At 45.6% G+C, this 13,171-nt stretch carries 12 protein-coding genes and 1 pseudogene; 9 read left to right on the top strand and 4 right to left on the bottom strand.

The genetic code is table 11. The annotated features are described in order from the left end of the window. Nucleotides 1–94: 94 nt before the first annotated feature. The gene (gene leuC, locus FTU40_RS02660; protein WP_005172850.1) at nt 95–1,528 is read right to left on the bottom strand and encodes a 3-isopropylmalate dehydratase large subunit; all 1,434 of its coding nucleotides are present in this window, start codon (nt 1,526–1,528) and stop codon (nt 95–97) included. 261 nt (nt 1,529–1,789) lie between these two features. On the opposite strand from leuC, the gene FTU40_RS02655 reads away from it, so the two are divergent. The 3 genes from FTU40_RS02655 (at nt 1,790) to ovoA (ending at nt 5,421) form a co-directional block, all read left to right on the top strand. Next, nucleotides 1,790–2,026 (top strand): DUF2061 domain-containing protein, encoded by a 237-nt coding sequence (locus FTU40_RS02655; RefSeq protein WP_005172852.1) that lies wholly within the window; start codon nt 1,790–1,792, stop codon nt 2,024–2,026. Nucleotides 2,027–2,221: 195 nt separating this feature from the next. Continuing rightward, a complete protein-coding gene (locus FTU40_RS02650; protein WP_005095462.1) occupies nt 2,222–3,097 on the top strand; it encodes a LysR family transcriptional regulator in 876 nt (291 codons plus the stop codon). A 149-nt stretch (nt 3,098–3,246) separates the two neighbouring features. After that, nucleotides 3,247–5,421 carry a 5-histidylcysteine sulfoxide synthase gene (gene ovoA / locus FTU40_RS02645; RefSeq protein WP_180039681.1) on the top strand — a complete coding sequence of 725 codons (2,175 nt, stop codon included), beginning with the start codon at nt 3,247–3,249 and terminating at the stop codon, nt 5,419–5,421. Nucleotides 5,422–5,464: 43 nt separating this feature from the next. On the opposite strand, the gene FTU40_RS02640 is transcribed toward ovoA, so the two are convergent. Both FTU40_RS02640 and FTU40_RS02635 read right to left on the bottom strand, forming a co-directional pair. Then, nucleotides 5,465–5,713 carry a DUF2789 family protein gene (locus FTU40_RS02640; RefSeq protein ID WP_005095458.1) on the bottom strand — a complete coding sequence of 83 codons (249 nt, stop codon included), beginning with the start codon at nt 5,711–5,713 and terminating at the stop codon, nt 5,465–5,467. Nucleotides 5,714–5,882: 169 nt separating this feature from the next. Beyond that, entirely contained in the window at nt 5,883–6,533 is a 651-nt protein-coding gene (locus tag FTU40_RS02635; protein ID WP_005095456.1) for an HAD family phosphatase, read from the bottom strand. A 182-nt stretch (nt 6,534–6,715) separates the two neighbouring features. Here FTU40_RS02635 and FTU40_RS02630 point away from each other — a divergent pair, with 182 nt between their 5' ends. From FTU40_RS02630 to FTU40_RS02620, 3 genes are all read left to right on the top strand, one after another. Next, on the top strand, nt 6,716–7,198 hold the full coding sequence (locus FTU40_RS02630; protein ID WP_005095455.1) for an RNA pyrophosphohydrolase: 483 nt from the start codon (nt 6,716–6,718) through the stop codon (nt 7,196–7,198). 88 nt (nt 7,199–7,286) lie between these two features. Continuing rightward, entirely contained in the window at nt 7,287–9,584 is a 2,298-nt protein-coding gene (gene ptsP, locus FTU40_RS02625; protein ID WP_180039679.1) for a phosphoenolpyruvate--protein phosphotransferase, read from the top strand. A gap of 41 nt (nt 9,585–9,625) precedes the next feature. Next, complete coding sequence (locus FTU40_RS02620; RefSeq protein ID WP_180039677.1) at nt 9,626–10,114, top strand: hypothetical protein; 489 nt, start codon at nt 9,626–9,628, stop codon at nt 10,112–10,114. On the opposite strand, the gene FTU40_RS02615 is transcribed toward FTU40_RS02620, so the two are convergent. Continuing rightward, nucleotides 10,111–10,290: a hypothetical protein gene (locus FTU40_RS02615; RefSeq protein WP_005095450.1), complete on the bottom strand. Its 180-nt coding sequence runs from the start codon at nt 10,288–10,290 to the stop codon at nt 10,111–10,113. The two genes, FTU40_RS02620 and FTU40_RS02615, sit on opposite strands and share 4 nt — an antisense overlap. A 642-nt stretch (nt 10,291–10,932) precedes the next feature. Here FTU40_RS02615 and FTU40_RS02610 point away from each other — a divergent pair. The 3 genes and pseudogenes from FTU40_RS02610 to FTU40_RS15315 all read left to right on the top strand — a co-directional run. Further along, a complete protein-coding gene (locus tag FTU40_RS02610; RefSeq protein ID WP_180039675.1) occupies nt 10,933–12,453 on the top strand; it encodes a catalase in 1,521 nt (506 codons plus the stop codon). 96 nt (nt 12,454–12,549) lie between these two features. Beyond that, nucleotides 12,550–12,981 (top strand): thiol-disulfide oxidoreductase DCC family protein, encoded by a 432-nt coding sequence (locus tag FTU40_RS02605; RefSeq protein WP_180039673.1) that lies wholly within the window; start codon nt 12,550–12,552, stop codon nt 12,979–12,981. After that, a pseudogene (locus FTU40_RS15315) lies at nt 12,971–13,171 on the top strand (DoxX-like family protein); the annotation flags it as partial. The gene FTU40_RS02605 and the pseudogene FTU40_RS15315, both read left to right, overlap by 11 nt.

The raw sequence follows: 13,171 nt of genomic DNA, 5'->3' as shown, positions 1-13,171 counted from the left end.
CTAAAGAATGTCATCACTTTAAATCTCCCCTAACCCTCTCTTTATTAAAGAGGGGAACTTTCCCCTTTTCTAAAAGAGGGACTGAGGGGGATTTTTAGAAACTACGCACGTCAACAAAGTGACCGGCAATTGCCGCGGCGGCTGCCATTGCAGGGCTGACCAGATGCGTACGACCGCCATTGCCCTGACGACCTTCAAAGTTACGGTTAGACGTCGATGCACAATGCTCGCCCGGTTGTAACTTGTCAGCATTCATTGCCAGACACATTGAACAACCTGGTTCACGCCATTCAAAGCCGGCTTCTACAAACACTTTATCCAGGCCTTCAGCTTCTGCCTGGGCCTTGACCAGACCCGAACCTGGAACCACCATCGCCTGCTTGATGCTTGCCGCAACTTTACGACCTTTGATCACTTCAGCCGCAGCACGAATATCTTCAATACGCGAGTTGGTGCATGAGCCAATAAAGACACGGTCTAATTGAATTTCAGCCAAGGCCTGACCGGCATTTAAACCCATATATTGATAAGCACGGTTCCAGTCATTGCGTTGTACTTCGTCTTTGGCTTGTTGCAAAGTTGGTACTGTCTGAGACACTGGAATCACCATTTCAGGAGAGGTTCCCCAAGACACTTGCGGCTCGATCTCTTCGCCTTGCAAGACCACAACTGTATCAAAGTGTGCATCTTCATCCGAATGTAAGGTATTCCAATACACTACGGCCTGATCCCACTGTTCTGCAGTCGGTGCATAAGGACGGCCTTTAACATATTCGATGGTTTTGTCATCGACAGCGACCATACCTACGCGTGCACCGGCTTCGATTGCCATATTACACACGGTCATACGACCTTCAATCGACATGTCACGGAACACCTGACCGCCAAATTCAATCGCATGACCAGTACCCCCTGCTGTACCAATCTTGCCGATAATCGCCAAGACCACATCTTTCGGTGTCACGCCCTGACCCAACTGACCGTCAACGCGTACCAACATGTTTTTCATCTTCTTTTGAACCAGGCATTGGGTCGCCAATACATGTTCAACTTCTGAAGTACCGATACCATGCGCCAAACAACCGAAAGCACCATGGGTCGCAGTATGTGAATCACCACAGACCACGGTCATGCCCGGCAAGGTTAAACCTTGCTCAGGCCCAACCACATGCGCAATCCCCTGACGGATATCATTAATATCAAATTCAACAATATTAAAGGTCTTGCAGTTGTCGTCCAAGGTTTGTACCTGAATGCGCGAAGTTTCATCTTCAATGCCGGCAACACCCTGTTCACGCTCTTTTTTCGAGGTGGGTACGTTATGATCTGGTGTAGCAATGTTTGCGCTTAAACGCCATGGCTTGCGCCCGGCGAGTTGTAAACCTTCAAATGCCTGTGGCGACGTTACTTCATGTAATAAGTGACGGTCGATGTACAGTAAGGCAGAACCATCATCACGTTGTGTTACTAAATGGTCATCCCACAATTTATCATATAATGTTTTTGCTGTTTGGGTTGCGCCTGCCATGTCGATGTACTCCACTGGACTGGGTAAATTCTTGCTCTGATTTTGATTATATCGCTGCTGTCACATAAATCTAATTTATCATTTTTATTAGTTAAAAAACTTTTTGGAATCTTTCAAAAGCTGAATAAAATCATGCTTTCGCTGCATTCCTATAAATCTACTTTTCCGATCAATTTATTAAAAATATTCGTTTTTACAAATCAAATGAGAATTATTATTATTCCTGCATAGACAGAGATTTATATTTTGAGGAACTTCGACATGGCACATATCCAACGTTTTGTAGACAATAATCAGCGTATGTTTAAAAAGACCTTCAGCTATTACATTATGCACATCACGGTGGCGATGATTGTCGGTTATTTGGTGACTGGCAGTTTGGCCATGGCAATTGCCTTAAGTTTATTGGAACCCACAGTACAGGCAGTTGCGTTCTTCTTCCACGAAAAAATTTGGGAGCGCAATATCGAACAGCAGAATGAGGACATCACCGCCTGATCTTTTCTGTCGATGTTCCTGACCAAAGACCATCTCATCCAAGAGGGTCTTTTTTTGACGCTATTTAAATCCCAAGGCTTTGAAAATGTTTAGTAATGCAGCAATGCAATACAAACAAGCGAATTATGCTTTGATTTATTCTTAAAAAATAACAATAATATAATTACACATAAAAATTCTTTATAGGTGATTAAGATGAATCTCGCAGCTTTTGAAGCCTTCGTAAAAGTCATGGAAACTGGTTCGATTTCTCTGGCCGCAGATCAGCTTTTTATTACCCAGCCTGCCGTCACCAAACGTATTCACAGTCTGGAAGAATATTTTGGGGTCAAACTGTTTGAATCCGCCGGACGTGGTGTACAAGCCACCCATGCCGCGCATTCGCTATTGCCTAAAGTGAAAAACTGGCTGAATGAACTCGGTGATATTCATTATACCTTGAGCCATGAACAGGGTCAGGTACAGGGAAAATTGAAAATCGGCACCAGCCATCATATTGGCCTGCATCATCTTCCAAGTCATTTGCGCCGCTATGTACAAGAATATCCGGATGTAAGGCTGGATGTACATTTTGTCGATTCCGAGCAGGCGCACGAACAAGTCATTGCCGGCGATCTGGAACTGGCATTTTTAACCTTGCCGCCACGGGGCGATGCACGTCTGAATTATGTCACCATCTGGAATGATCCTCTGGTCTTTGTAGTTGCACCCTTTCATCCACTGGCCCAGCAAAAAAATCTGTGCCTGGAAGATTTGCTGAATTACCCGAGCCTGCTACCGTCTTCACAAACCTATACCTCACAGATTACTTTGGCCGAGTTTGAAAAACAGGGCATTAAACCAAAAGTCAGCATGAGCAATAATCCGCTGGAATCAATCCGCATGCTGGTATCCATTGGTCTCGGCTGGTCTGTGCTGCCAAAAACTCTGGTCAATCACGATCTGCATCAGCTGGATATCAATCTGGAAATGAACCGCCGGCTGGGCATGGTCTGGCATCCGGGTCGTACTCAGTCCAAAGCGGCGCAAGCTCTGGTTCAACTCATGCAAAGTAGTTCCCTACCTCTTTAATTCATTTCTAAAAATGCTGCATTCAAAACAGTGCAGCATTTTGTTACCTAAATACACCCATCTGGGGATTTCTTTCGCGTATTTTTAAGATAAATCTATTCTTTTGCGATGCAGAGAAATACTTAAAATTATTCGATGGAGCCTGACGGATGCAGCTCGATTCTCCCCTAAAATCCCTCTCTCAAGATAAAACAAATACCAGCAGCCTATGGCTTTCGGCCAAACCGATGCTGTTGCCTACCCCTGCGCTTGATTTTGCCGACGAACAAACAGCGCGATACAGCCTGCGTGACTACTTCCTGAATACCTTTGATACCTATGAGCAGTTATTTGAATGCCTCAAGCATGAAGATGCTTTTTTTATCAAGCCAATTAACTTGCGTCATCCGCTGATTTTTTATTTTGGTCATACCGCGACTTTTTTTGTCAATAAACTGCTGCTGAGCAAACTCATTACTGAACGTCTGAATCCGCATTTTGAAAGTATTTTTGCGATCGGGGTTGATGAAATGAGTTGGGATGATCTGGATGAAGTGCATTATGACTGGCCGACTGTGCAGGCAGTCCGGGATTATCGACATCAGGTACGCGCGCTGATTCTGAACATTGTTGAGCATGCCCCGCTGAATCTGCCCTTAAACTGGCACAATCCGTGGTGGACGCTGATTATGGGCATCGAACATGAACGGATTCATCTGGAAACGTCATCGGTGCTGATTCGTCAGCATGCTTTAGAACATGTACACCAGCATCCGCAGTGGCGTGCCAATATCATTACCGGCATTGCCCCGGAAAATAGTTTGATTGCTGTGCCTGAAGGCCAGGTACATCTACAGAAAGATTTTAACCATCCTTTTTATGGCTGGGACAATGAATACGGCCAGCATGAAGCCGAAGTTGCAGCCTTTGAAGCTGCAAAATATCTGGTGTCGAATCAGGAGTTTCTGGCCTTTGTCGAAGCAGATGGCTACCAGACCGGACACTACTGGAGTGAAGAAGGCTTAGGCTGGCTACAATTTTCACAAGCGACTCATCCGTGTTTTTGGCGCAAGACTGAACTCGGCTGGTCATTGCGCCTGATGCTGGAAGAAGTCCCCATGCCCTGGGATTGGCCGGTAGAAGTAAATTATCATGAAGCCAAAGCCTTTTGTCAGTGGAAATCGCAACAGCTTGAAAAAACCATTCGTTTACCGACTGAGGATGAATGGTATCGCCTGTATGCGGTTTCAGACCTGGATCCAGATTTACCCAGTCCTGAACAGGCCAATATCGAATTGAAATATGGCACCAGTTCCTGCCCGGTCGATCATTTTCGGCAGGGCGATTTCTATGATATTCAGGGCAATGTCTGGCAATGGACTGAAACGCCAATCTATCCGTTTCAGGGCTTTCAGGTGCATCCTCTTTATGATGATTTTAGTACCCCGACCTTTGACGGGCGCCATAATATTATTAAAGGTGGCTCCTGGATTTCAGCAGGCAATGAAGCCCTGCACAGCGCACGTTATGCTTTTAGACGGCATTTCTTTCAACACGCTGGCTTCCGCTATGTCGCCTCTGATCAAGCCTTGCAACAGTTTCCTTCACAGTATGAAAGCGACCAGTTGGTGTCTCAATATCTGGAGTTTCAGTACGGCGCCGAATACTTTGGCATCGCCAATTTTGCAAAAACATTGGTGCAGCTGGCGCAGCCGTATTTCCGAGAAACTGCATGTAAAAGTGCTCTGGATATTGGCTGTGCTACTGGCCGCGCCAGCTTTGAACTGGCACACTATTTTGATCAGGTCACCGGTCTGGATTTTTCTGCACGCTTTATTCAGCAAGCCGTCTTTCTGGCCCAAGGTCACCGAATCCGTTATCAGCTCCCCACAGAAGGTGAATTAAGCGAAGAGAAAATCTGCTCGCTTGAGGATTTCGCTTTGGATCAGCTTGCCTCTAAAGTGGAATTTTTTCAGGCCGATGCCTGTAATCTGAAAGCACATTTTAGTGGCTATGATTTTATTCTGGCAGCAAATCTGATCGACCGGCTGCATCATCCCAAAGACTTTTTGATGCAGATCCATCATCGGATAAATATGGGTGGAATTCTACTGCTCAGTTCGCCTTATACCTGGCTGGAAGAACATACTGCACGTGATGAATGGCTGGGCGGCTTCAAGCAGGCAGACAGAGAGGTCACTACACTGGAGGGAATCTCGGAAATATTAAAGGCTCATTTTGAGCTGGTGACCCAGCCCCAGGATGTGCCTTTTGTTATTCGTGAAACCGCCAGAAAATATCAACATAGCTTGTCACAAGTCAGCATCTGGCGACGCACTCACTAAAGCCTTCAAGCTAAAAAAGCCAATCATTCGATTGGCTTTTATTTCATCCTTCACTGGTTGAGTTTTCATGCAGGGATTCATTGAGTTGATCCACCACAATGGCCCATGAACCATCAGATGCAATTTTTTCGGTTAAAAACTGACGTTGTGCTTCTGACCAGTACGGTGCATCGAGCAAAGTCAGATCTTTATGCAGTTGATGTTCGTGAATAAACTTTTCAATGCCTTCCTGAGTGGCATCCAAGCCAAGCTGCTGAAACAGATGTGTCATACGCGGTCGAACGTGAGTCATAGCATTACACCTCAAACTTTTCCATTATTTTCATGTTCTGTTTTTTGAGCATAACATGTCCGAGGCAAGCGGACTGTGAAAAAACATTAACACTTACATTGAATTCGGGCAGATAAAAAAGCACAACCGAAGTTGTGCTGGATCAATCAGATGGATAAAATGCAATCAGTTAAATCGACCAGTCCTGTATGTTCCAGCCCTGCGCTTTGGCTAAAACTTCAAGGCGGTCATCCGGATTCACCGCAATGGCATGATCGGCATATTCCAGCAAGAAACGGTCATTAATCGAATCTGAATAGGCCCAAGACTCGGTCACATCGCGACCTTGCAGCCACTGTTCCAGACGCACTAGCTTGCCTTGTTGATAACACGCGGTATTGATCACTTTTCCGGTATATTTGCCATCGAGTACTTCAGCATTGGTGGCAATAATTTCAGTAATGCCGAATTCACGAAAAATTGGTGCAGTAATAAAATCCGAAGTCGCGGTAATCCCGACCAGAGCATGACCGGCGTCTTTATGCCGTTGAATGGCCTTAAAACCTTCTGGACGCATTTGCGGGCGAATCACCTTTTGCATAAACAGCTGGTGCAACTCGGTTAAATAAGCATGCTCATGTTGGGTCAGAAACTGGAACACAAATTCATTATAGGCATAGGGGTCTAACTGACCTTTTTTATAGTCGTCATAGAACTTGTCATTCATGGCACGATGCTGCACCGGATCGACCAAGCCCTCGCTGACCAGAAACTCTCCCCAAGAATGATCCGAATCCGTGTTTAACAAGGTGTGATCGAGATCAAATAGCGCCAATTTCATGAAAATACTCGTAAAAACTGAAATTTAAGAAAAAAATTGTAAATCTATCTCCGCTAGTCGATAGAAATTCGTTAAGATCATAGCAATTTTAACATTTTTAAACTTTGCTTTTTTCGAGTTGGATGAAGAAATAACGCTCCCCGATGGCAAAGGTATAAATTAAACAATTTTTAGGTAGCCAAATGATCGACTCTGAGGGTTTCCGACCAAATGTCGGGATCATTTTGGCAAACGATGCTGGACAAGTTTTATGGGCAAAACGCATTGGTCATAATGCATGGCAATTTCCACAAGGAGGTATCCAATATGGAGAAACCCCTGAGCAGGCACTCTATCGTGAGCTGAGAGAAGAAGTTGGCTTATTGCCCGAACACGTCCAGATCATCGCGCAAACCAAAGGCTGGTTGCGCTATCGTTTGCCGCATCGATACATACGACCGGACTCCGATCCGGTGTGCATCGGTCAAAAACAAAAGTGGTTTTTACTCAAACTCACGGCCCCCGTTCAGCATATTCAGTTGAATCTGTCTGATCCGCCGGAATTTGATCAATGGCAATGGGTCAGTTACTGGTATCCATTAGGTCAAGTCGTGAATTTCAAACGTGATGTTTATCGCAAAGCCCTGGTGGAGTTGTGTCAGCAGCTACCCCAGCAAAAACCTTAAAAAATCGCATAAATCATGCAGATTTTTTGGTCGGCTATTGTTATAAATAAACGTATCACTGAAATTCTGAATAGACGGAGCAGACCTTATGTCGAATATGCAACTGGACACGTTGAGACGTATTGTTCAAGAGATCAATGCATCTGCCAGTTTGCATGAATCCCTCGATATCATGGTCAAGCATGTCGCGGACGCCATGCATGTCGATGTCTGCTCTATTTACCTTCTGGATGAACGTAACCAGCGTTATCTGCTGATGGCTTCCAAGGGCCTGAAGGCTGAGTCTGTAGGTCACGTATCGTTACAGACTGGCGAAGGTTTGGTGGGTCTGGTCGGCCAGCGTGAAGAAATTGTCAATCTGGACAATGCACCCAAACATGAACGCTTCCTGTTCCTGCCTGAAACCGGTGAAGAGCTGTATAACTCTTTTCTGGGCGTCCCGGTGATGTACCGCCGTAAGGTGATGGGTGTGTTGGTGGTTCAGAATAAAGAATCTCAAGATTTCTCTGAAGCCGCCGAATCATTTCTGGTCACACTGTGCGCGCAGCTCTCTGGCGTAATTGCCCATGCCCATGCGGTGGGCAATATTGATGTCTTCCGCAAGCCAAGTAACCTGCCTGCCTATAAAACCTTTCAGGGGGTGTCCGGTTCAGGCGGAATTGCCCTGGGCCGGGCCGTGATTCTCTACCCGCCAGCAGATCTGGCCGCTGTTCCCGATCGTGAAGCCGATGACATCAGCGAAGAACTACAATTATTAGACAGCGCCCTCAACTCAGTCCGTGAAGAAATCCAGTCGCTCGATGACAAGATGCAGGATGCGCTGATGGCCGAAGAACGCGCGCTCTTTAGCGTATTCTTGCGGATGCTGGATGAAAATGCCCTGCCGGCAGAAATCAAGACGCTCATTCGCGAAGGCCATTGGGCACAGGGTGCAGTGCGCATCGTGATTGATAGTCATGTGGCACAGTTTGCCCAGATGCAGGATGATTATTTACGTGAACGGGTGGCAGACTTAAAAGACTTGGGCCGCCGTATTCTGGCGCGTTTACAGGAAGCTGATGCCAGTCATCGTGAGCTGACCGATGAGAGTATTCTGATAGGGGAAGAGATTTCCACTGCAGCTCTGGTTGAACTGCCAGTGGATAAAATTGCTGCGATTGTCACCACTGAAGGTGCCATGAACTCGCATATGGTAATTGTGGCACGTGCCCTCGGCATTCCGACTGTGGTCGGTGTGACTGAACTGCCAATTAATACCCTGGATGATGTAGAAATGATCGTTGATGCGCATCAAGGCCGGGTCTTCATCAATCCGCCACGGCGTTTGCGCAGTCGCTATAAAGAAATTCAAAAAGAAGAAGAACAGATCGCCAAAGATCTGCGTCAGTACGAAACCAAAGATGCGATTACCCCGGATGGGGTAGCGGTAAAACTGTACGTCAACACCGGCCTGATGATCGATGTGGTCCGTGGCGTGCAACGTGGTGCCAAAGGCGTTGGTTTATACCGTTCTGAAATTCCATTTATGCTACGCGACCGCTTCCCGGGCGAAGAAGAACAGCGCGCGATTTATCGCCAGCAACTCACTCATTTTGCCAATAAACCGGTAGTGATGCGTACCCTGGACATTGGGGCAGACAAAGACCTGCCGTATTTTTCAATTGAAGAAGAAAATTCGGCACTGGGCTGGCGTGGCATTCGTTTTACCCTGGACCATCCAGAAATTTTTTCTTCACAAATTCGCGCCATGCTTAAAGCCAGTATCGGATTGAATAACCTGCATATTCTGTTGCCGATGGTGACCAGTGTCAGTGAGGTTGAAGAAGCCCTCTATTTACTGGAACGTGATCATGCGGCGATTCAGGAAGAAGAACAGGTCAAAGTGAACAAGCCAAAACTCGGCATCATGGTGGAAGTGCCGAGTGTGCTGCATCAGATTGATGAGTTTTCCGAACTGGTCGATTTCTTCTCGGTTGGCTCTAACGATTTGACTCAATATCTTTTGGCAGTCGATCGCAATAATCCGCGGGTTGCCAATGTCTATTCACATTTACATCCTGCCGTACTGCGTGCCCTGACCCGTCTGGTGCAGGACTGTCATCGTAATGAAAAACCGGTCAGTATCTGCGGTGAAATGGCAGGTGATCCGCTGTCTGCGGTTTTGCTCATGGCCATGGGCTTTAATACCCTGTCAATGAGTTCGAGTAATATCCTGAAGGTACGTAAAACCATTTGTCACGTGCCGATGAGTGATGCACAGGAATTGCTACAGCATGTGTTAAAAATGGACAATCCACTGATGGTAAAAAGCTGGCTGGAATATTATTTCAGAACCCATGGTTTGGGTGATATGGTGAAATCAGCCACGCGTATGGTGAGTGCCTAATCCGGGACTTTTCCAGTCCCTCGACGAGTGTAGAGGTGGTTATGGAATTTCTGGTTATCCTGTTCATGCTCATTGCGGTGTTCTATATTGTTATTATTGCACCTGCCTTGCGGGCCCGGAAAAATGCGGATTATTCCGGTTCATCTTATACACGTCCTGCCAGCGGCTATGCCGATCGGCCTAAAATGTCCCCTCTATTGGGCATCGAAATTTCAGCATCCCAGCGACGGCGTTTAGGCCGAAATGATCCCTCTGTGATAGCGGCCAAACTCTATCGTCAGCAAAAAGATCAATTTGCCAGTTTTCAGCAGGCCAGAACTGAACCTCACCCTGCACATTATGGACAGCCAAATCAGGGAAGACTGAATCAATTATTTAATGATTTTATACGAGATGAGCCAACAAATTCATCGCGGCGCTCCACTCAAAATACACAAAATCGTAGCAACCGCCCCGTTGCCCCGCTCTCTCCACTTGGAACCAACCCCAAACAGCCAACGCGTCATCCTCAACCACCTTACAGATCTTAAGCTGCCATTAAAAAAGGGCGATCTTCCATAGAATATCGCCCTTGTCTGTGCTTGTTGTAGCCACGTTTTGCATTTTTCTTTCGGTCTACAAAAACCTGACTTTTGTTGACTTCATGCATGTGTTTTGCCACAAAATTATGGATCACCACATGCTCGACTGTTTTCTTCTTGGCCATGTTGTACTTTCGCCTTTTAACTAGATTTTAGTGAGTTTCCACGCGAGTGGGAAAATAATGATACGCCATTTTGGACAATTTTCAAGCATATTTGCCAATGCTTTTTTTAAAAATAAAGACCATTTAAGCAGGATATTCTGTATACAAAAATGAGCACTATAGCCGGAAAACATGCTGATTACATTCAGCACTTTATGATGTTTTTCACACAGACAAAACCTAATCAAAAAAAGCATTTAAAATAAATCAGTTATAAGATTTATTTTAAACAGCACGATTCATCTATTAGTTTGATCCTTTGATAAAAACATATAAGGGACTTAAAGATTGTTATTTTCGTTTAATCCGATTCATTATTTGAGTTATCCAAAATATAGAGAATTTGATATTGTCAAAGAGTAGAAAACCGGCTACTTTTAAAAAGTAACCATTTAATTTTAAATATTTTAGACTTTATTAACTTTAAAAATATTTTTTGAGTGACATCACTCAATTATATCCTGTGAATTCCACTTTGTGCGCTAACAGTATTTATATCAAGATATTGAAAATAGAGTAAAACCTGATGCCCTTCGCAGATAACTCAATATTTTATAAATACTGGATAAACGCTACAAGATATTCAAAACTTGGAGAGGAAAAATGAGCCAAGATTTTAAAAAATGCCCTGTTACCCACCTGACCACTGAAGCGGGTGCGCCTGTGGTCGACAACCAGAACAGTATGACCGCAGGTGCACGTGGTCCATTACTTGCTCAGGATTTATGGCTGAATGAAAAACTGGCTAACTTTGTTCGCGAAGTGATTCCTGAGCGCCGTATGCATGCCAAAGGTTCAGGTGCTTTTGGTACATTTACCGTGACCCATGACATTAGCCAATATACCCGCGCTAAAATCTTCTCTGAAGTGGGCAAAAAAACTGAAATGTTTGCGCGTTTCTCTACCGTTGCCGGTGAACGTGGTGCTGCCGATGCAGAACGTGATATTCGTGGTTTTGCCCTGAAATTCTATACCGAAGAAGGTAACTGGGATTTGGTTGGTAACAACACACCAGTATTCTTCTTCCGCGACCCTCGCCAGTTCCCTGACCTGAATAAAGCAGTAAAACGCGACCCACGCACCAACTTGCGTAATGCGACCAATAACTGGGATTTCTGGACATTGCTGCCGGAAGCATTGCACCAAGTCACCATTGTGATGTCAGATCGTGGTATTCCAGTCGGTTATCGTCACATGCATGGTTTTGGTAGCCATACCTACAGCTTCATCAATGCCAACAATGAACGTTTCTGGGTGAAATTCCATTTCCGCACGCAACAAGGCATTCAAAACCTGACCGATGCCGAGGCAGCAGAACTGGTTGGTCGTGACCGCGAAAGCAGCCAGACTGACCTGTACAATGCGATTGAACGTGGGGACTTCCCGAAATGGACCCTGTTCGTACAAATCATGCCAGAACTTGAGGCAGAACAAGTACCATATCATCCATTTGACCTGACCAAAGTCTGGCCGAAAGGTGATTATCCGCTGATTGAAGTCGGTGAGTTCGAACTGAACCGCAATCCGGAAAACTATTTCCAGGATGTGGAACAGGCGGCTTTTGCACCCAGCAATCTGGTACCGGGCATCAGCTACTCGCCGGACCGGATGTTACAAGCACGTTTATTTAACTATGCCGATGCCGCGCGTTACCGTGTCGGCGTGAATCACTCACAGGTTCCGGTCAATGCTGCACGCTGTCCGGTCAATTCTAACCGTCGTGATGGTCAGGGTCGTATGGATGGCAACTACGGTTCCTTGCCACATTATGAGCCGAACAGTTTCAGCCAATGGCAGGAGCAACCGGAATTCAGAGAGCCACCACTAAAAATCACCGGTGCTGCCGATTTCTGGGATTTCCGTGAAGATGATAACGATTACTTCAGCCAGCCACGTGCCCTGTTCAACCTGATGAATGATGAACAAAAGCAGGCCTTGTTTAATAACACGGCTGGCGCGATGGGTGATGCACTAGATTTCATTAAATACCGTCACATCCGCAATTGTTATAGTTGCGATCCGGCCTATGGCGAAGGCGTAGCACAAGCACTCGGCATGACAGTGGCAGATGCACAGGCTGCTCGTGAAACCGATCCAGCCAAAGGCTTAGCCAGCTTGCTTTAAGCTGCCTTAGCGATATATAAAAAACCACCCTCGGGTGGTTTTTTAGTGTGATATCAAGCAGTATACAAATAATACGTCACTAGAAAAAATATAACGATGAGCAAAGATATTGAAGACATCATTCAACAACACGACATCATTTTATTTGATGCTGTTTGTGTGATCTGTAATGGCTGGGCACGATTTTTGATTCAATACGATAACAAGATACAGTTTAAACTGGTCTCTGCCCAATCCCCTTTAGGTGTTGCCCTGCTCGAGCATTACCAGATGTCCACTGCACATTACAGCACGATGCTCGTCATCCAAGCTGGCACACTTTATACCGAATCCACTGCCCTGTTAAAAGTCGGTTTTCCGTTGAATTTAATGAGTACAGGCTATTTAGTGCCGCGTTTTATCCGCGACTTTCTGTATCGTGGCGTTGCTTTAAAGCGCTACCAACTATTTGGTAAAACTGATTATTGCCTGATTCCATCTAGCGAAAATAAACACCATTTTCTGGAAAATGCTATTCGTGAATTCTGAGCCTGTTTTCACCCAAACACTTCGCAACATTCAGCTAAGCTTGGCAATGCGCTGATTCTATCAAGGACTGATTCCAAAAATACTGTTTCAGTCCCCTGCTGAAATCACAATCTGGCAAAACCTGGGCTTTGAGCGGGTACTGGCCAAAGTCTTGGTTGGATTTTCTGGCATAGGTGAAATGCTGTTTGGC

The organism is Acinetobacter sp. YH12100, from assembly GCF_013419135.1.
Lineage (GTDB): Bacteria > Pseudomonadota > Gammaproteobacteria > Pseudomonadales > Moraxellaceae > Acinetobacter > Acinetobacter pseudolwoffii.
The sequence above is the reverse complement of the archived record's forward strand: the minus strand, read 5'-3'. Positions and strand labels throughout refer to the sequence as shown.